At 39.1% G+C, this 19,042-nt stretch carries 12 protein-coding genes; 2 read left to right on the forward strand and 10 right to left on the reverse strand.

Features of this window, described 5'->3' with window-relative positions; all coding sequences use genetic code 11:
* Nucleotides 1-37: 37 nt before the first annotated feature.
* The gene (locus AC07VK_RS07615; RefSeq protein WP_492959452.1) at nucleotides 38-1,189 is read right to left on the reverse strand and encodes a galactokinase; all 1,152 of its coding nucleotides are present in this window, start codon (nucleotides 1,187-1,189) and stop codon (nucleotides 38-40) included.
* A 10-nt stretch (nucleotides 1,190-1,199) separates the two neighbouring features.
* Entirely contained in the window at nucleotides 1,200-2,261 is a 1,062-nt protein-coding gene (locus tag AC07VK_RS07620; protein WP_492959454.1) for a UDP-glucose--hexose-1-phosphate uridylyltransferase, read from the reverse strand.
* A 161-nt stretch (nucleotides 2,262-2,422) separates the two neighbouring features.
* Here AC07VK_RS07620 and AC07VK_RS07625 point away from each other — a divergent pair, with 161 nt between their 5' ends.
* Nucleotides 2,423-3,121, forward strand: coding sequence for an NUDIX hydrolase (locus AC07VK_RS07625; RefSeq protein ID WP_440824219.1), 699 nt, complete (start codon nucleotides 2,423-2,425; stop codon nucleotides 3,119-3,121).
* A gap of 24 nt (nucleotides 3,122-3,145) precedes the next feature.
* On the opposite strand, the gene AC07VK_RS07630 is transcribed toward AC07VK_RS07625, so the two are convergent.
* Nucleotides 3,146-3,916, reverse strand: a complete 771-nt coding sequence (locus tag AC07VK_RS07630; RefSeq protein WP_492959457.1) for an SDR family NAD(P)-dependent oxidoreductase — start codon at nucleotides 3,914-3,916, stop codon at nucleotides 3,146-3,148.
* 180 nt (nucleotides 3,917-4,096) lie between these two features.
* Between AC07VK_RS07630 and AC07VK_RS07635 the strand changes: the two genes are divergently transcribed.
* Entirely contained in the window at nucleotides 4,097-4,627 is a 531-nt protein-coding gene (locus tag AC07VK_RS07635) for an OmpA family protein (protein WP_492951998.1), read from the forward strand.
* A gap of 126 nt (nucleotides 4,628-4,753) precedes the next feature.
* On the opposite strand, the gene AC07VK_RS07640 is transcribed toward AC07VK_RS07635, so the two are convergent.
* The 7 genes from AC07VK_RS07640 to AC07VK_RS07670 all read right to left on the reverse strand — a co-directional run bounded on the left by AC07VK_RS07640 (nucleotide 4,754) and on the right by AC07VK_RS07670 (nucleotide 18,927).
* Nucleotides 4,754-5,611: a glycoside hydrolase family 16 protein gene (locus AC07VK_RS07640; RefSeq protein ID WP_492959459.1), complete on the reverse strand. Its 858-nt coding sequence runs from the start codon at nucleotides 5,609-5,611 to the stop codon at nucleotides 4,754-4,756.
* Nucleotides 5,612-5,715: 104 nt separating this feature from the next.
* On the reverse strand, nucleotides 5,716-6,909 hold the full coding sequence (locus AC07VK_RS07645) for a DUF4998 domain-containing protein (protein ID WP_492951996.1): 1,194 nt from the start codon (nucleotides 6,907-6,909) through the stop codon (nucleotides 5,716-5,718).
* Nucleotides 6,910-6,929: 20 nt separating this feature from the next.
* Nucleotides 6,930-8,129 (reverse strand): DUF5000 domain-containing lipoprotein, encoded by a 1,200-nt coding sequence (locus tag AC07VK_RS07650; RefSeq protein WP_492951995.1) that lies wholly within the window; start codon nucleotides 8,127-8,129, stop codon nucleotides 6,930-6,932.
* Between the two features lie 28 nt (nucleotides 8,130-8,157).
* Nucleotides 8,158-10,161, reverse strand: coding sequence for a RagB/SusD family nutrient uptake outer membrane protein (locus tag AC07VK_RS07655; RefSeq protein ID WP_492951994.1), 2,004 nt, complete (start codon nucleotides 10,159-10,161; stop codon nucleotides 8,158-8,160).
* 23 nt (nucleotides 10,162-10,184) lie between these two features.
* Entirely contained in the window at nucleotides 10,185-13,418 is a 3,234-nt protein-coding gene (locus AC07VK_RS07660; protein ID WP_492951993.1) for a SusC/RagA family TonB-linked outer membrane protein, read from the reverse strand.
* Nucleotides 13,419-14,272: 854 nt separating this feature from the next.
* Entirely contained in the window at nucleotides 14,273-15,907 is a 1,635-nt protein-coding gene (locus AC07VK_RS07665; protein WP_492951992.1) for a RagB/SusD family nutrient uptake outer membrane protein, read from the reverse strand.
* A 20-nt stretch (nucleotides 15,908-15,927) separates the two neighbouring features.
* A complete protein-coding gene (locus tag AC07VK_RS07670; protein WP_492959461.1) occupies nucleotides 15,928-18,927 on the reverse strand; it encodes a SusC/RagA family TonB-linked outer membrane protein in 3,000 nt (999 codons plus the stop codon).
* Between the last annotated feature and the right edge of the window lie 115 nt (nucleotides 18,928-19,042).

A 19,042-nucleotide genomic window follows, 5' to 3' on the forward strand; every position in this document is an offset into this window, starting at 1 on the left:
ATTTATTTTGGTTAGTATACCTTGGGTTATTTAAATTTTAGCTGTATAAGCTGGTTCCATTATCAGTTTGAACGGTATAGGCATCAAGCTTGAGTCCGAACTGCAATGAATATTTTGAAGATAGCTCTTCAATTAAATCAGCAATTTTTTCTTCTTTAACAATATTGATGGTACAACCACCAAAACCACCGCCCATCATCCTCGCACCTAACACATAATCAAGAGGTTTAACCGCATCAACCAGGAAATCTAATTCTTTACAGCTTACTTCGTAATCTTTGCTTAAGCCCTCATGGGTTTCGAACATCAGTTTGCCCAAACCTTGCAGATTACCATTTTCCAGTTGCTCCGCAGCGGTTAATAAACGGCCGATTTCTTTCACTACAAAACTACATTTGGTGTAAACTTCCAGATCTTTTGGTTTAACATGGGTTTCTAACATAGCTAAATCCACATCGCGAAGGGTATTTACATTTGGATAATGTTCCTTTACCCAGGCAACACCTTGTTCGCACTGTGATCTTCTTTTATTGTAGGCAGAATCGGCAAGTGCGTGTTTTACATTCGTATTTAAAAGCAAAAGTTTATAGCCATCCAGCTTTAAAGGAATGTAAATGTGTTTCATGGATCTGCAATCGAGCATAATGGCCTGATCTTTCTTACCAAATACAGAGGCAAACTGATCCATGATTCCACAGTTAACACCGGCAAAAGTCTGTTCTGCCTTTTGTGCAATCAATGCGATATCCATTTTCGGAACAGAAAGCGAAAAAAGTTGATCAAGCGCAAAGCCGGTTGCACATTCTACAGCAGCAGATGACGATAGACCAGCGCCCAAAGGCACATCACCATCGATATAAAAGTTAAAGCCGCCCAACCGATGACCCCTTTCTTTTAACTGATCGGCAACGCCTAAAATGTAATTGGCCCAACTATTCTCTGATTTTTTCAGGCTTTTGATCGATGAAATATCAAATTGCTGATAACTTTCTGAAAATAAATGTATTTCATCATCTTCTCTTTTTGATATGGCTACATAAATGGCTTTATCAATGGCAGCAGGCATTACAAAACCGCCGTTATAATCGGTATGCTCGCCAATAATATTGATTCTTCCAGGCGAACGCACTAAAATAGGCTCAGCGTTGAAAAGTTTTTTAAATGTATTTTTTAAATCCTGTGCATTCATTACTTAATATTTAATCTTCAGTTTTGTTGATTTTATAGTGGATTGCAGACATCTCTTTTAAACGGTTAGCGGCAAATTCAGGGGTAATATCGCGTTGAGGGTTAGCCAACATTTCGTAACCGACCATAAATTTTTTAACTGATGCCGAGCGCAACAAGGGTGGGTAAAAATGCATATGCCAGTGCCATTCAGGGTAATAGCTGTTGTTTACTGGTGCCTGGTGCATGCCGGCAGAATACGGAAAAGAGGTTTCGAACAGGTTATCATATTTAGTTGTTAACACCTTAATGGCTTCAGCTAACGACTTCTTCTCCGCTTCTGTGAACAATTTAATACTATTCACATGGCGTTTACTGATAATCATGGTTTCGTAAGGCCAAACTGCCCAAAAAGGTACTAGTACGACAAAATGATCGTTTTCGAATACAATACGCTCTTTTTTCTTTTGCTCCAGTTTTAAGTAATCGCCAAGCAAACTTCTTCTGTGAATAGCGTAGAACGTTTTCTGACGTTCGGTTTCTTTAGCAATTTCTAATGGAATATCGCTCTGCGACCAGATCTGGCCATGTGGGTGTGGATTACTACAGCCCATTATTTCGCCTTTGTTTTCGAAAATCTGAATGTATTTGATCCAATCATTTTCGGCAAGGTTATTAAATTCATTTTGCCAAACATTTACTACAGCAGTTATGGCTTCGACGCTCATTTCGGGAAGTGTGAGGTTGTGTTTCGGACTAAAACTGATCACCCTGCAAAGTCCTCTCTGATTATTGGCTACCAATAAATCATCTTCATTCATATTACCTGCAGGCGTATCTTCAAGCAATGCAGCAAAATCATTGTTAAAAACAAAGCTTTCGGTATATTCTGGATTGCTATCGCCATCTGCCCTGCCATTACCAGGACATAAATAACATTTAGGGTCATATTCCGGACGGTTATCTGGCGTTACATCTTCAACCTTACCCTGCCAAGGCCTTTTAGTACGGTGCGGAGAAACTAAAACCCATTCGCCAGTTAATATATTTAACCTGGTGTGTGGATTACTATCGAGTTCGAATGTTTGGTTCATTTTATATTTTCAATTGGTTAGAGAAAAGAAAGCATTTAGCTTAATCTATCTAAGCTGCCAAATTATAAAATTATTATTAATTGTCAAAAAGACAATTAATAATAATTTTTATTTTCGTGAAAATTTGAACATATTAAGCCCTTTAAAATCTCGGATAAAAAATGATTGAATATTCTGGGCAGCCCCATTATCTGGTTGCTGTTGATTGTATCGTGTTTGGGTTTGATGGTGAACACCTTAAAATTCTGTTGGTTAAGCGGGGTTTAGAGCCCGAAATAAACAAATGGAGTTTAATGGGTGGTTTTGTGGGTGCAAATGAAAGTCCGGATGATGCAGCGAACAGGGTACTCAAAAAAATGACGGGTTTGGAAGGTGTTTACCTCGAACAGATGCAGATTTATGGAGAACCTGGCCGTGACCCAATTGAAAGAACACTTTCTGTTGGATATTTTGCCCTTATTGATATCCATAAATATGAGGCACAGTTAAATGATGATTACGAAGCAGAATGGTTTTTGATCAACGATAGGCCAAAACTTATTTTTGACCATAACCAAATGGTTGCCGATGCCCGAAAAAAATTAAGGTACAAGGCTGCCCTCCATCCTATTTTATTTGAAATGCTCCCTAAAAAATTCACCATCCCACAATTGCATATTCTTTTTGAGGAAGTAAACGATACTAAAATCGATACCAGAAATTTCAGCCGTAAAATTACCTCGACTGGATTATTGATTAAACTGGCCGAAAAAGATAAATCGGGTTCAAAAAAAGGTGCATTTTATTTTAAACTAGATAAAAAAAAATACAGTGCCAATGCGCAGGCTTTCTTAAACTTAATGCCTAATTTAAAGGTTTAAATTAAATTTCATTATATGATTAGCCTATTGTTCTTCATAATGATAGGTTAATCCTCCATCTACAAAATAAGTTGATCCTGTTACATAAGCGGCATCATCAGAAGCAAGGAAAGCCACTACTGCTGCCACTTCTTCTACCTTACCCATTCGTTTTAGGGGAATATTTTGAAGTACTTTTTCCAGCTGTTCTTTATTGTTCAATAAATCTTGATTAATCGGTGTTGAAACAGCTCCGGGCGCTACGTTGTTGATCCTGATGTTAAACTGGGCTAATTCTGAAGCGAGATTTCTGGTTAACATTTTTAAACCGCCTTTACTTGCACAGTATGCGGTAAAATGTGGAAATGCGATTTCTTCGTGTACGGAACTCATATTGATTACAGTTCCGGCAACCTTACTTTTTCTACAGTAATTTACAAACGACTGGATGCTAAAAAAAACACCTTTTAAATTTGTATTCATGATCAGGTCGTAATCTTCTTCCGTAACTTCCCAAAAGTTGGCTTTTTTTTCTACGCCCGCATTATTTACCAAAATATCTAAATGGCCAAATACGGCTACGGCATCGGTTATCAATTTAGTGGCTTCTTTGGCTTTACTTAAATCGGCTTCCAAAAAAGTTACTTTTCTACCCATGTTCTGTATTTCTGCGATAAGTTTTTCGCCCCTTTCATCAAATTTATGACCATTTAAAATAATATCGCAGCCATCTTTGGCCAACCTTAAGGCACACGCAGCACCAATTCCCTGACTGCTTCCGGTAATTAAAGCAATTTTGTTTTCAAAACGGTTCATAGTAAATTGTTATAATACATAAAGGAAATTGGTATGAATATGTTTGAGTAAAATTGAAGTTAAATTAGACGGATTAACGCATTAAATATAACTTCTTCAAAAAAACACCGTTATAGCTGTAATCATTTATTAGTATGTTTGGGCAACAAACACACAGTAAACTTAAATTAATCTTAAAACATGAACATTACCAAAAACCTTTTATTTACTACGCTCCTAGCTTTGTTTACCCTTACAATGTACTCTTGTAAAACAAAAAAACTGGTAGCAAAACCTGCTCCAGCACCTGTTGAAAAGCCAGCACCACCGGTAGAGGAGAAAAAACCTACGCCTGCCCCAGAGAAAGAAGAAGCTCCGGCACCCGCTGAAAAACCCAACTTCAACTTAGACAATATCCAGTTTGAGTTTAATTCGTTTGTACTTAAAACATCATCATTCGCTATACTGGATAAAGCAGTTGCAGAAATGAAAAAATCGCCTACCACCAAATTTGTACTTAATGGACATTCATCTGCTGAGGGTACACCCGATCACAATATGCAACTCTCTATCGACCGTGCAAATGCAGTAAAATCGTACTTTATAAACGCAGGTTTAAATGGAAATAATTTCACTGTTGTTGGTCATGGAGAAAAAGAACCAATCAGCTCGAATGATAGTGAAGAAGGTAGAATGGTGAACAGAAGAACTGAAATAAAAGTTCAAAATTAATCTTTAAAATATAATAGAAAGCGCCATGGTTTAATTTCCATGGCGCTTTCTTATTTACAGCCCGGTCGTCCTACCGGACTTGTTTCAGCCCTTCGACTGCATTCAGGGTGTCAATAGGAAAGGCATCTATTTCTGATACACCCTAACATAATCGACTTCCATCCTATTGGGAAATTTAGTATCATTTAACGGGCCACCGTTCATACCGCCCATGGCCAGATCGAACAAGATGTAATGTTGTTGTTTAAAAGGATGAAAATCTAAGCCATCATCATTTTTAAGATCGCTTAAATTGGTTTTATTGAGGAGCATGCCATCTACAAATAAGCTGATGGCTTCGCTATCCCAGTCCATGCGCCATATATGAAATTCTGCTGCCCATTTTTTTCCACCCAATTCGGTAATGGGCTTGGTATTGCTAAACCATTTCGCCTTTTTATCAGGTCCTAAACTTGCAATATTGGCTAATAATTTTCCCTGATAGTATTCCATAATATCGATTTCACCGTTCGCAGGCCAGCGGCCTTTTACGCCCAATGTCCAGAATGCAGGCCAGAGCCCATCCGAGATATCAATTTTTCCTCTCATTTCGAATCGACCATACTGCCAGCTCTGTAAACCTTTGGTAATGATACAGGCTGAAGTATATGCTATATCTTTTGGTTTTTTACGCCATTCGTTACTTCCTTCTACATATAACGGATTAGGTTTTACTTCTTTACGTGCTTCGATAATCAACTTACCATCTTTGCAGAAAGCATTTTCGGGCTGATACCATTGCAGCTCTTCATTACGTACAAACCCTTTCTCATAGTTCCAATTGGCTGGATCGGGAGCGCCATCTTTGTTAAATTCATCATTCCAAATTAGCTTATAACCTTCGGATGAGTAGATATTGGAAAAATTCTGTTCCTTTTTTACTGCGCAGGATTGTATTAAAATAATTATCGCTACAATAAGGAAGAATGGGATTCTGTATGACATCGTTTTTTTGATCAACTAATTTGATATTATTCTTAAATAAAAAATTCTCTGGGTTTTCTTTTCAGAAAGCCCCAGAGAATAAGAAATTAACTTAAAAAAAACTGCTAAAGTGATTTAAGCATTACTTCTTTTACAATCCAAAACTGATTACCCGATGCTGTCGTCATTGTGGCGAGAAAGCCTAGTGAAACTGTTGTTGATTGGGTTAAAGTAAACTGAAACTTGTTATTCGCAAAATTGGTATAGCCTAATGATGTGGACACATCGGCTACATCGGGCAGGGTATTTCCAGCTGCTGCTACGATGTAAACCGGATCCTTTGCTTCATTTTTGGCCATGGTAATTTCGAAACTGTAACTGCCCGCCGGAAGCGTAAAAGTTTGGTATATTTTACCATTGGTAATTTGTGCAGTGCCGTCCCAGCCCATTTCCATGGCAAGGCAGCCTCCCTGATCAGAACACCATCCTCCTAAACCACCGTGGTTTTTAACATTTGCAGTAACCGTCCAGTCAGCGATATTACGCCACCTGCCACCGCTTGCAGCAGCAATAAAGGGATTTCCCTTGTTCTTAAAATAGGTTGCCGTAATATCAGCACCTACACGCTGTGTTTGAAAAGCGGTAGAAAAGGTATCAATAGAAACGGTATCGGGCAGGAACAGGGTACGGTACCTTAAACTTGTACCGGGTTTAATATCCGGTATGGCCGTTGTGGTTTCATCGATTTTGGTCCTGATTTTTTTAATTACATTACTTAAGCTGGTGTACTCTACTTCTGTTGCAAATACCCCGGTTAAACGATCCATGCCCTGCCAGGTAATGGTTGTTGCACCACTGGCGTTGGTAAATGCCGATTCGATAGGCCGGTTAAACAACGATGACTGATACCTTGCGCCATAAGATCTTCCGGTTTTATATACCGGAATAGATTTATTTCCTGCTGCATCGTAAGTATAAATCTGGAAGTTCTGCACGCCTTCCTGTACGTTCTCTACAAAATATTTCAGCGTATCGGTAGCGTATTTTTTCTTTACAGGTATTACTACCGAATCGGCCCTGTTGTTCCAGAATATTTTGCATTGGGTTACTTTCGGATCGGAAAGAAATAAGCCCCTGATGTATACCCTGTTATTCCCCGACATTATTTTTACCGAATCTAACTTTCCGGTATAAGAAATCTCGCCTTTTTCGGTAAACTTTTTGTAATCATCAGATTTGGTACAGGCCATAAAAGTACCTGCCCATGCGAACATAAAAGCTAGTTTTAGGGTTCTGATATATGTTTTTTGATTATTCATTTCTAAATGCTGTTTAGTAATTATCTCGGATCGCCATAAAGCTGTACTTCTGATACGCTCATGAATGTATTACCCTGCCAATTGTTAATGGATTTAATGCGGATGTACCTCACCTTTTTCAGGCCCACAGCAAAATTGTAGCTGATACCAGCATTTGCGAAAGCATAATCTTCGCTGGTTTGCACACCATAAGCACTTTTAGAAGGTTTTGTAGAGCTGTATTTACCTAACATTACCCAGTTGTTGAAACTGCCATCGGCCGGTGGATTATCGGTTCCCCAGATTTCGAAATCTTTTAAATTACCACCATAATAATAGGTACGGCCGGCATTTAAGTATTCTGGATAATTCCATACTACAATACGGCTCATGGTTGCCACTTTACCTAAATCGAAGGTTACCCATTGCGGGGTAAGTACCGATGGTTTGGTTAAACATACGCTCGGCCAGTCGATAATGTTGCCATCCCACATTTTAGCTACACCAGTACCGCTATATTCCTGTGGGGTATCGGTTGGCAAAATAACTTCTTTGTAGCCTGATTTTGGAAGCGCTGTTTCATAAAGCGGCTTCAAGGTAGTAAAAAGGGTATCGCTATAATTTAACCACCTATCGCGTATGGTAATGGCAAATTTCTGGCTCAGGGTATCCAATCCTCTTACCGATTGATCGATATCTATTGCCGAGGTGTAAATGTTTTTAGCTGTAGGCACATACTTGCCCTTCGATAAAATCAAAACCTCTATGGCCAGGTCGGCTTTGGATGGATTACTTCCTTTAAAATTTAAACCACCAAAATCAGCTACTGCCTTAAGGCTCCGGTAAACACCCCAAATGGGATTTTCGAGCGGTTTAACCTTAACAATAGTTGGTTCGGAAGAAGTCTCACTCCTGTTTACCGCATAAATTTTCACTTCGTGTTCGTTGGTATCGCCAAAGCCTTCCACCAATAAAGTATTGCCATAATAAGATGTTTTTACTTCCATTTCCTGCCCGTTTGCCAGGTAATAAACCGCTTTAACATACAGCAAATCTTTATCGGCGGGTAAGCTGAAAGTAATGCTGGCATTGCCCGGACCATTGGTAACCGAAACATTGGCTACTTTACCCGGCGGCGTGGTATTATTTTCCAACGGGCCTAACTCATCCTCCTTACAGCCTGAAAAGGCTATGGTTAAACTTAACAGGAATAACAGGAGGTTTTTATTTATTCTTTTCATATCGAATATTTTTAATCATCAGTTAATACTACCAACCTGGGTTTTGAACCAGTTTTGGGTTTACAGTTAAATCATAAGTTCTTAAGGGCCATAAATAATCGCGCGGGGCCACAAAATTCTGGTTAAAAATGGTTCTAACACGGTAATATTCAGCGGCAGTTGGCTGGTAAACGCTCCATCCGGTAATAGATTGATTAAACATTTCTGCAGCACGTTTCCATCGTTTAATATCCCAGTAACGGCTTCCCTCAAATGCCATTTCAATCAATCGCTCCTGCTGGATAATTTCGCGCATGCCATCTTTTGTGGTGTATTTACCCGGGTTGTTTGAAAAGTTGGTCCATGCGTTTTGTACGGTTGGTAAACCAGCCCTTGTTCTGATGCGGTTAATGTATTCGTAAACATCAGCCGATGGTGCTGCCAGGCTTTCGTTTAATGCTTCGGCATACATCAGATAAAGATCGGCCAATCTTACCTGTGGCCATGGATAATCGCGGTAACTGGCACCATTTGTACCGTTAATCATGTTCCAATCGACCAGTTTTTTGATAAAATAACCTGTTTCGTTGTACCAGCCGAAGTTGTTTGCACCTGCCACCTGGTTAGATTTACCTTCTAATACGAAAGTACCTTCATCCGAATTGGTCGGGCTATCGTATTTATACCAGATTCCGCCATCAAAACCTAAATCGGCATAAAACCTTGGCTCCCTGTCGAAATTGATCCTTGCAGTGGTATAACCTTCTTTTACGTAAAAGCGTTCGCTTTTAACTGCGGTACGCAGCGTATATTTATTGGTAAAATCGAGGGTTTTATCTTCGTTAATGGGCACTCCGTTTTTGCTGTAAAACATTTCAGCAATTTTTAAAGGCGGGGCCAGTTGCTGCCTTGCGCTACCTACTACAACCGTTAAAGCCAAACGCGGCATTGCTACCCGCTGCATATTGAAAGTTCTGCTGTTTGGGTTTGCCCAAACATGCTCCAGGTTGGCATTGAAACGCTCCGTTACTGCTCCCTTAATGGTAAGTTGCCTAAGTGTAGTATCCGATAGTTTGAAAGTAGTACCCGGAAACTGGTACAGCTTAAAGCCGGCAGCTTCTGAAGCATCAATAGCTGCTTTGGCCGCATCGGCAGCTTTTTTCCATTTATTGGCATCGTAAGCGGTATTGAACAGCATTACCCCGTCTTTATCCCTAAAGTTACTGTAGTCGGTATTACCGTTAAACAAAGGACTTGCGGCTGTTAATAAAAGCTTGGCTTTAATGGCCAATGCAATGGGTTTGGTAATGCGCCCCAGTTCGGTACTTTTATCGGTAATAATTTGCGGCAAACCCGGAATAGCCTCATCCAGCAAACCCGATACATAGTTTACACATTCATCAAAAGGCATCCGCTTTACCCGTACTTCATCTTCGCTGGCACTGATGCCTAAGTTTGTATCGATAATCGGAATCGGACCATACATCCGTAGCAGGTAGAAATTATAATACGCTTTTAAAAATTTCACCTCAGCAATCCAACGCTGGCGTTCGTTTAAACTCAGATCAGGAATTTTACTCTGGTCCTGTACATTTTCCAAAAAGATATTGCAGTTTCTGATGGCTTTAAATAAACCATAATCTCCGCCAGGATTATCATTGTAGTTGTAAACGTGACCACCACCCTGATAGCGGCCATTCCATGCATCTAAATATGGGTTTTCTGCTCCCTGTCCACCTCTGGCCATTCTCCAGCCATAAGAAATAAATTCCCTTTCATCCAGCGAAGTCCAGATTTCATCACCTGCCATAAAACCGGCATTTAACAAGGGGTCTCCATCTTTGGGTAAGAAAGAATAACAGGTAAACAGGTATTTTTCTGCTTCGTTCCTTAAAGTAAAGGCATTATCGATCGTAGCCACATTATCGGGAACGATATCGAGGTATTTTTTGCAAGAGCTCACCGATAAAACGATAACCAGTGCTGCCAGTGTTAATTTGGCTAAACCTGCCTTTGCCGTGTATTTTCGAAATAAAATATTATTGATTTTCATATTGTTATTTTTAAGCTCAATGGTTAGAATGAAACATTTAAACCTAAATTGTATACGGTTTGAACAGGATAGCCCAAGCCGTTTCCACCCATTTCAGGATCCCATAGTTTGAAGGCACTTATGGCCCCAAGGTTCGTAGCGTTAGCGTAAATACGCGCACTGCTTAAACCCAGTCTTTTCTGCAGTTTGGTTTGCAGATTGTAGCCCAACTCCACACTTTTCAACCTTAAAAATGCTCCATTGCGCATCCACCAGGTTGAGGTACGGGTATTGTTGTTTACAAAATTAGGGCTTAAACGTGGCCAGAATGCATAACTATCGCGATTCTGCTCAGACCAGTGACTATCGGCAATAACTTCCAGTAATCCGTTCTGCGTAACATTAGGATTGCCAGATTCGTTATTAAGTACAAAAGGAGAAATATTACCTGGATTGATGAAAAATGAGGACCTTGCCGAGCCTTGAAAAAATGCCGATATATCGAAACCTTTAAAACCAAACGTACCGCCAAAACCATAAACAATTTCTGGACTGGTAGGTAAGCCAATTGGCACCTGATCTACATCACTGATAATACCATCACCATTTACATCTCTGTACTTGATATCACCTCCACCATAATCTAAGCCTGGTACGCCCGAAAACTGAACCGGCGAGTTTTTAGCTTCTGCATCATCAATAAACAAACGCTCTGCAATGTAACCGAATGCCTGGGTAGTAGGCAAACCAATGTGGTAACGGTAAGTTTCATTGGCGTTAAATGAAGGTTCATCATAAATTAAGATTTTATTGGTAGCGTAGGTAAAGTTACCGCGCAGCTGCAAGAACATGTTGTTGCTGAAAGACTTGTTATAACTGGCAGAAAAATCGACACCTTTACTTTCCGCCTTGTTGGTGTTGGCCCTTACAGAAGCCTGTAAGCCCATGGTGCTTGGTATAAATGTCCTGTCGGTTAAAATGTTCGAACGTTCGTTTTTATAAATATCGAAGGTTAGGTTTAAACTATTGAACAAGGTCATGTCTAAACCAATATTGGTTTGTTTCGATCGCTCCCATGTAATTAAAGGATTTGAATAGCGCGATATCGAAATACCATCACGGTAGTACAATCCGTCTTCTCCAAACCTTGCACCAAATGTGCCGTTGTTCATGTTTACTTCCGAAAGATAAAAGAAGCGGTCGGCAGCATTACCAATCTGATCGTTACCTACCAAACCATAAGTAGCCCTCAGTTTTAAACTGTTAATTACACTGGTTAAAGGCTTAAAGTAACTTTCGTTCGAAATGATATAACCTAAACCGAACGACGGGAAGAAACCAAAACGGTTATTTTCTGCAAATCGTTCTGATCCGTTATATCCAAAGTTGAATTCGGCCAGGTAACGGTTATCGTAACCGTAAGTAGCTCTTCCTGATACCCCTTGGTTACGCGATGGCAAAGAAAGCTGTAGACTACCTGGGTTTGCGGCCAGATAATTCCTCATGGTGGTAATCAACATAGCCCCTACCGCATGTTTCTCCTTAAAAGTACGGTTGTAGTTGGCTGAAAACTCTGCATAAAATGTAGAATTTAAATCTTTTGTTCCTTCTGAATAACCTAAATATTCGGTACCTACCGGACCAATAGATAGTGCACCCCCACCGTTGATGAGGCTAAGTCCGATTGATTTATCTGGCTGTTCAGTAGCAGAATAATAGAAAGGATTATAAGCACGTGAAATATCAAAATACGAATATCTACGGGCATAACTCATCATTCTAGCGGTTAAACCAGGTGTAATGAATTTTAAATCCTGCTTAATTTCAATCTGCGTTTGCAGCGTCGAAGCATTTTTATCCTGATAACCTTTTACCATTTCGGCATAAGGATTCATATATAGCCCGCCCCTTGGCGAAATGGCATTACCAAATAAAGGGTGGTTGCTAAAAGGCGACAAACTTGCCGGATAAACTGCAGGGAACATTACCGGGTTAGACCAAATTGCCCTGTTAAAGGTTGCACCGCCGCCACCTACTGGCCCCGTATAATCATCAAACTGACCATAAACACGGATAATAGCTTCAGTAGTATTGGTAAGGTTAATGTTTACGTTAGAACGGACGGAATAATTCTTTAACTTGATATTACTATTAAAATTATTTAGATCGGCAACTTTTAATACCCCGTTATCAATATTATAAGTACCAGCGATATAATAGCTTGCTTTGGTACCACCGCCCGAAATGTTGAGGTTATACCTTTGGTTGATGGTATAATCTTTAATCAATTGCTCTATCCAGTTGTTGTTAGGGTAAAGTAATTCGTTTTCGCCTGCTGCTGTAGCGTCTATTTTGGTTTGCAGATATGGCAATATGGCCAGCCTGTTCCGCGTTAATGCCGCTTCGTTGGCCAGTTTCATGTAGGTAACGTTATCGGCAAACTGAAAGTTTTTTGTATTTGACGATAATGAAGATTCGGCCCTGAACCCAAATTTTGTTTGTCCTGCAACACCAGATTTAGTTAAAATGAGTACTACTCCGTTAGCTCCCCTGGCACCGTACACGGCCGATGCTGTAGCATCTTTAAGTACGTTAAAGGAAGAAATATCATCAGGCTGCAAACGTGCCATATCGTTCTGGCTTGATTCGATACCATCGATCAGGATTAATGGATCTTGTTTACCAGCACCGAAAGTACCTAAACCACGGATAAAAAACTGTGCATTATCTGCGCCTGGCTCGCCACTCCGCTGGTAAGCAATCATACCGGCAACCCTTCCTGCCATCATGGTGGTTAAGTTACTGGTTGGGCCTTTAAGCTCTTTCGGATTAATGGCCGTAATAGAACTGATTACACTTGTTTTTTTCTGTGTACCAAAGCCTACAACCGCTACCTCATCCAAAGAGTTGGCATCAGACTGCAGTGTTATATTAATTACATAAACACCTTCGGCATTTTTATCATAATTGGCAATGGCAACATTTTTGGGTTTGTAACCCACTAACGAGAACAATAATTTACCTGTTCTTGGTAATTTTATGGTATAACGTCCAAATTCATCGGTTGATATTCCACGATTGGTACCCGAAACTTTAACATTTACACCTGGCAAACCGCCAACGGTATCTTTTACTACGCCTCTTACCGTTACATCTGTTTGTGCAGATGCGGTTAGGCAGGAAACTGTAATCACGAAATAGATCAAAAGCTGCAAGATTGATCTAAAAGCAATACCCTGCTGATGGAGCGGGATTTTCTTCGGTAATTTTTTCTTCATAAAAATGGTTTAAATTGGTTAGCACATCAATATCAGGCCAGATAGATTACCATCATATTGCACTCGTAGAGGCATTAGGTAGTTATCCAATCGAAATATTCGTCAGTATGGTTTGGGAAATAGCACAATGCCCTTATCCCTGGCAATTGGTTTTGGTTAGTGTGCTTTTATAAAAAGCACTAATGTTATTTTATTTTGCCAGAGGTTTAAAAAAACGGAATGTTGAGTAGATTTAGCTTTCTTCATAATTTTGGGATTAAGGATGAATAATTTGTTAAGGGTAATACTGATTTCAAGCAAACCTTCAATCAGCAATTTGTTAGACAGTAATGGGGGTATTTGTTTGGTTGTTTTAATCTTTTCATGATCGGTTAAAGGTTTAGGTTTTGCTTCTAAAAACAGGATACAGCCGCTCTAAATTTGCTGCATCCATTATTTATTCCAGGTAGTTAATCTGGAATAATCTGGATCGATCTAATATTCTTATACTTGGTTGAAACAAATTAACTATAAAAAAAGCGGTCGTAGTGAGGGGTAATACGGTAATAAGTAGGGGTTAAATTGTTATTTTTTGGCCATTTTAACGGTTTTAACACTTTTTAGTCAACAATTAAACGTCAATACAACGTTTAATTGCAAAAAATAAAGGTTAAAGAAACAGGTTAAATATGGCTTCTTTTGATGCTGGTTTTAGGTAACGCTTCGGTATAGGATAATTCGTTTTTTAAACAGAAATGAATATAAAGAATTGTGTTATTTGACTTTGGTTAAAAAGGCTAGGAACAAAAAAGCTCCTCAGATCCTTCTTTTCAAAAGGACCTGAAGAGCAGTATTAATCAGCTAACTAAACGTTACTAATAACCTGGATTTTGCTCTAAAAGCGCATCTTTATTTAACTGAATTTCGGTTAATGGGATAGGTAACAATAAGTTTTTTGCAGTTAAGCCTTTTAAAGGTTTTGCAGCATCGTTACTATTTAATGTGATGGCACGGTCAACCAAAGTACCTGTACGCATTAAAGTCATTCTCCGGTTTTCTTCGCCAATAAGCTCGCGTGCACGTTCATCCAGTATAAAATTAAGATTAATATCAGAAGATTGTACCTGTCCTCTGGTAGGATAATCGGCAAATGCTCTTTTCCTTAATTCATTTATTGAAGCTGCAGCATCACTCAGTTTTCCTTGTTTAAACTGGGCCTCTGCAAGCAGTAAATAGGTTTCTCCGAGGCGCATCAGGATAAAATCCTTAATCATTGCAAAGCCAAAGGTATCGTTAGGATCGAATTGATTCCATTTGGTGATAGAAGGATTAATCTTAAATAAAGTATCAGGTCCGGTGTAAGGGATAATCTGGCCAAATTTGGCATTAGCAGGATCATTGTAATAAAATCTTCTTTTCACATTGTATTGCGAGTTACGAATATCACCAGGTTTATATAAGCTATACAGAAACCAATTGCTCAATCTTAACCTAGATAATCCTCTGCCACCTAAAGAATCGGCTAGTATCATTCCTTGAATGGCATAATATCCAGTTCCCCATACCCTTCTTTGCTGAGGACTATTGGTAATTCCTCCTACAACGCTCGATGGATTTTCTTGCTCCAATGTCCAGATAACCTCTCTATTATTTTGAGATCGGCGCTGGTTGCCATAAACGAATAAATCTGAATAATAATCTCCGGGAAGGCTTGCTTTAACTCCAAATCTGGCTTTGTTTAAACTAAACTTGCCACTGTTTATAATACCTAGTGCCTGTTGCTCGGCCAAATCATTTTTACCTGTCCTAAGATATACTTCAGCAAGTAGCTGCATTGCCATAAATTTATTTGCACGGCCATACATTTTGCCTTTTGTATTCGACTTAACTGCTTCAATATCTGGCAAATTTGCAACTGCAAACTGCAGATCATTTATAATAAAATCGTTAACCTCATTTAAAGGAGCTCGAACAAAGTCAGTTTTAGGTGCGGTAAGCGCATTTTTAATTAAAGGAACTCTGCCATAAAGTGTAGCCAGCGTATTATAGGCATAGGCCCGAAAAAACTTAGCCTCTGCATTTATTGCCGCTTTACCCTTTGCACTAATTGCACCTACAGATGGATTTTCTATACCATCAATAATTACGTTAGAAAGGTTAATCAGGATATAATTCCTGTTCCACATATATGCAGCAGCCCCATCGGTAGGTGTTAACTGTGTATAATCGTAATAAGGAACCTCAACACCCTGCTGGTTTGTTGTAGCATTGGCCACATCAGTACCTACCTGCCAAACACTTGGCCAACCCTGCTGATCTGAGTACGAATAAATTGTACTTACATGGTTGTATAAACCAATTAAAGAGGCTTCAAAACCTAACGAATCGTTCAGGGTAATTGGAGTATAACTCGAATATGGTTTTTCATCTAAAAAGGCTTTCTTGCAGGAAGAATAAAACATTAATGCAACTGCAAGACAAGAAAACAGTATATATTTTAATTTTTTCATGATCTTTTTTTAGAGGTAAATTATTTTAAAGAAATATTTGCTCCAAACACAAAAGAGCGTGTTAACGGATAATTATTAGTCCAATCTCCCGATCCACGGGTTGCATAATCGTTTTCAGGATCCCACCCGATCCAATCGGTAAAGGTGTACAGGTTTCTACCACTGGCATAGAGCGTTAAACTACCAAGATGGAGTTTTTCCATAATTTTAGGAGAAAAAACATAACTCACCGTTACATCTTTTATACGGGTATAGCTAGCGTCTGAAGCATAGCCGTAGCCTCTGGTGTTATTATAAGATAGCGCTGGACGTGTTGTACTTGGATTACTAGCCGTCCAATAGCCAATTTCGGCAGGTGTATTTCTTCTACCTGTTTCATCGCCATAATTTAAATCGGTATTGTTTCTGGTGATACCTTGTGCTGTTTGAATAAACACACTTAAGTTCCAGTTTTTGTAGTGGAAAGTATTGGTTAAGCCACCTGTCCATTTGGGAGCACGCTGACCAATTATTTCGCGGTCTTTATCTGCAGTAATTACACCATCACCATTAAGATCTGCAAATTTTAAGTCGCCCGGCTTAGCACCAGGATCTTGCTTTGATGCATCTTCTCCTGTTTGCCAAATACCTGTCATTCTATAATCATAAACAACACTTATTGGTTTGCCGATAAACCATCTGTTACCTAAATCATCTTTTCCATCTCCATAGAGATCAACGATTTTATTTTTGTTTGCAGTAAAATTTGCTGAAGTTTCCCATTTAAAATCTCCGTTGGTAATGTTCTTAGTATTTATGCTTAGTTCAATACCTCTATTTTCTACTTTACCCAGGTTATCAAGAATTCTCGAATAACCCGTTATAATCGGCAGACTTCTATTTAACAATAAATCTTTTGTTTTGCCACTATAAACATCCAATGTTCCACTCACACGATCTTTAAATAAAGAAAAATCTAAACCTATATTAGCAGTTGTAGTACTTTCCCAGTGCAGGTTGGCATTCCCTAAATTATTAGGAGCAACACCAATAGTACTTAAACCGTTAAAAGGTGAACGCAATGCACCTTCTGTAGTAATGGTTTGGTAAACACCAACCGCCTCGTTACCTGTTTTACCATAAGAGCCTCTTAGTTTAAGGTTATTTACAAACGAAGCATTTTTCATAAAATCCTCTCTGCCAATGTTCCAACCTGCCGCTACTGAAGGAAAAACACCATATTTTGTGGTATTGGCCCCAAATACTGATGAACCATCTCTCCGTGCTGTTGCTGTAAATAAGTAACGGCTATCATAAGAGTAATTAACCCTGATCATCTGCGAGTTTAAACGATACTGATCGGCATAAGAATCACTGGTTTGCGTTGCTCCTGCACTTAATCTATTATATGAAAGCTCATCATTCACAAATCCTACCGCACCAGCTGTTGTATTGGTATATTTTCTTTGTTGGGCACTATATAAACCAGTAAAATCGAAATGGTGTTTTTGAATATCTTTTGTATAGGTAAGTATATTTTCTAATGTGTAGCTGTTGGTTTGGGCATAAAACGTTCTGGCAGTACCGAGCATATCATTTGCTTTTCTACCAGTGTAACTTGCTGTATTTTCTGGAAAGAAAGTATAGCCACCATTTAAACGATATTTCAAACCTTTTAAAATGCCAGAGAACTTAACCTCGGCATAACCATTTCCATTTAAGTTGGTACTTCTGCTGATCCGATCGGTAACTAAACCAAGCAAAGGATTGGTATAAAGCTGTTCTGGATCCATCGGATAGATTTTATATTCGCCTTTATCGTTGTAAATTGGCGAATATGGACTCATTGCGGTAGCAAAAAGTAAATTTGCTCTCCCTCCATCGTAATTATTTCCAGTGAAAAACAGGGACGTACCAACAGTTAAATAATCGGTAATATTAACATCTAAATTAGATCTTAAGCTTGTTCTGTTATATTGATAACCTTTTACCGGGCCTTTTTGATCCAGATAACCTCCTGATATAAAATATTTTACATCTTGACTACCACCAGAAATGCTTAAATTATGATCTTGCATTACTCCGGTTTGTGTAACTTCTTTTACCCAATCGGTAGTTGTACCTGAATTATAATAAGCAAGTTCTCCAAAATTAGGAACCGGGCTGGTTTGTGGCTGATTTATTTGCTTTAAATAATCAGCATATTTTTGAAGGTATTCTGCACCAGTTCTCGGCTTTAAAATATGGGCAATATTTTCTACCCCCGCGTAAGCATTGTACCTAATGGTAGGTTTGCCCGTATTACCTCTTTTAGTAGTAACAAGGATAACCCCATTAGAACCATTAGTACCATAAATTGCGGTTGATGAAGCATCTTTTAATATCTCTACTGAGGCAATATCGTTAGGATTGATATCGTTTAAGGAACCCCCGGTTTTGCTCAATGGTACCCCGTCTACAACCACAAATGGCCCTGTACCGGCTGTAATGGAATTTTGACCACGGATAGAGGCTGCTGGTTGGCTCCCTGGAACAGATGAGCCACTGGTGATATTTACCCCAGCTACAGCTCCCTGGATAGCCTGCAAAACATTGGTAACCGGAAGTTGTGATAAACGTTCTTTCGGAACTGAAGCCACTGCACCGGTAATGTCTGAACGCTTTTGGGTACCATAACCTACCACCACTACGTCTTCTAAGTTCTTACCCTTATCTTCTGCTAGGGTAATGCTGAGTTGTGTTTCATTGGCAACCAATATTGTATTGGTTACATAACCCACAAAAGTGATGACTAAATTTTCTCCTTTTTGGGCTGTTATTTTAAAATTTCCATTGGCATCGCTGGCAACAACCCTATTAGTTCCTTTAACACTAATGGAGGCACCTGGAATGGGGTTACCCTGATTATCTTTTACTTTTCCTGAAATTGAGATTTGAGTAGTGGTTTGTGCAATGGACTTGTTTGATTTACCTAAGGATAGGATCAAAGCAAACAAAAATATTACCGCGCACTTAGATGTGTCTAGTAGTTTTCTTTTCATTTTTTATGATTATTTGGTTAGTTATATAATTGAACCGCTAACGTGATTCAAGGGTAGCTTAGCAAAAAAATATTTGTTAAACATTAATCTGACCTGATGTAGAAACCGTGCATGA

This window comes from Pedobacter sp. GW821-FHT01D05 (genome assembly GCF_059422505.1).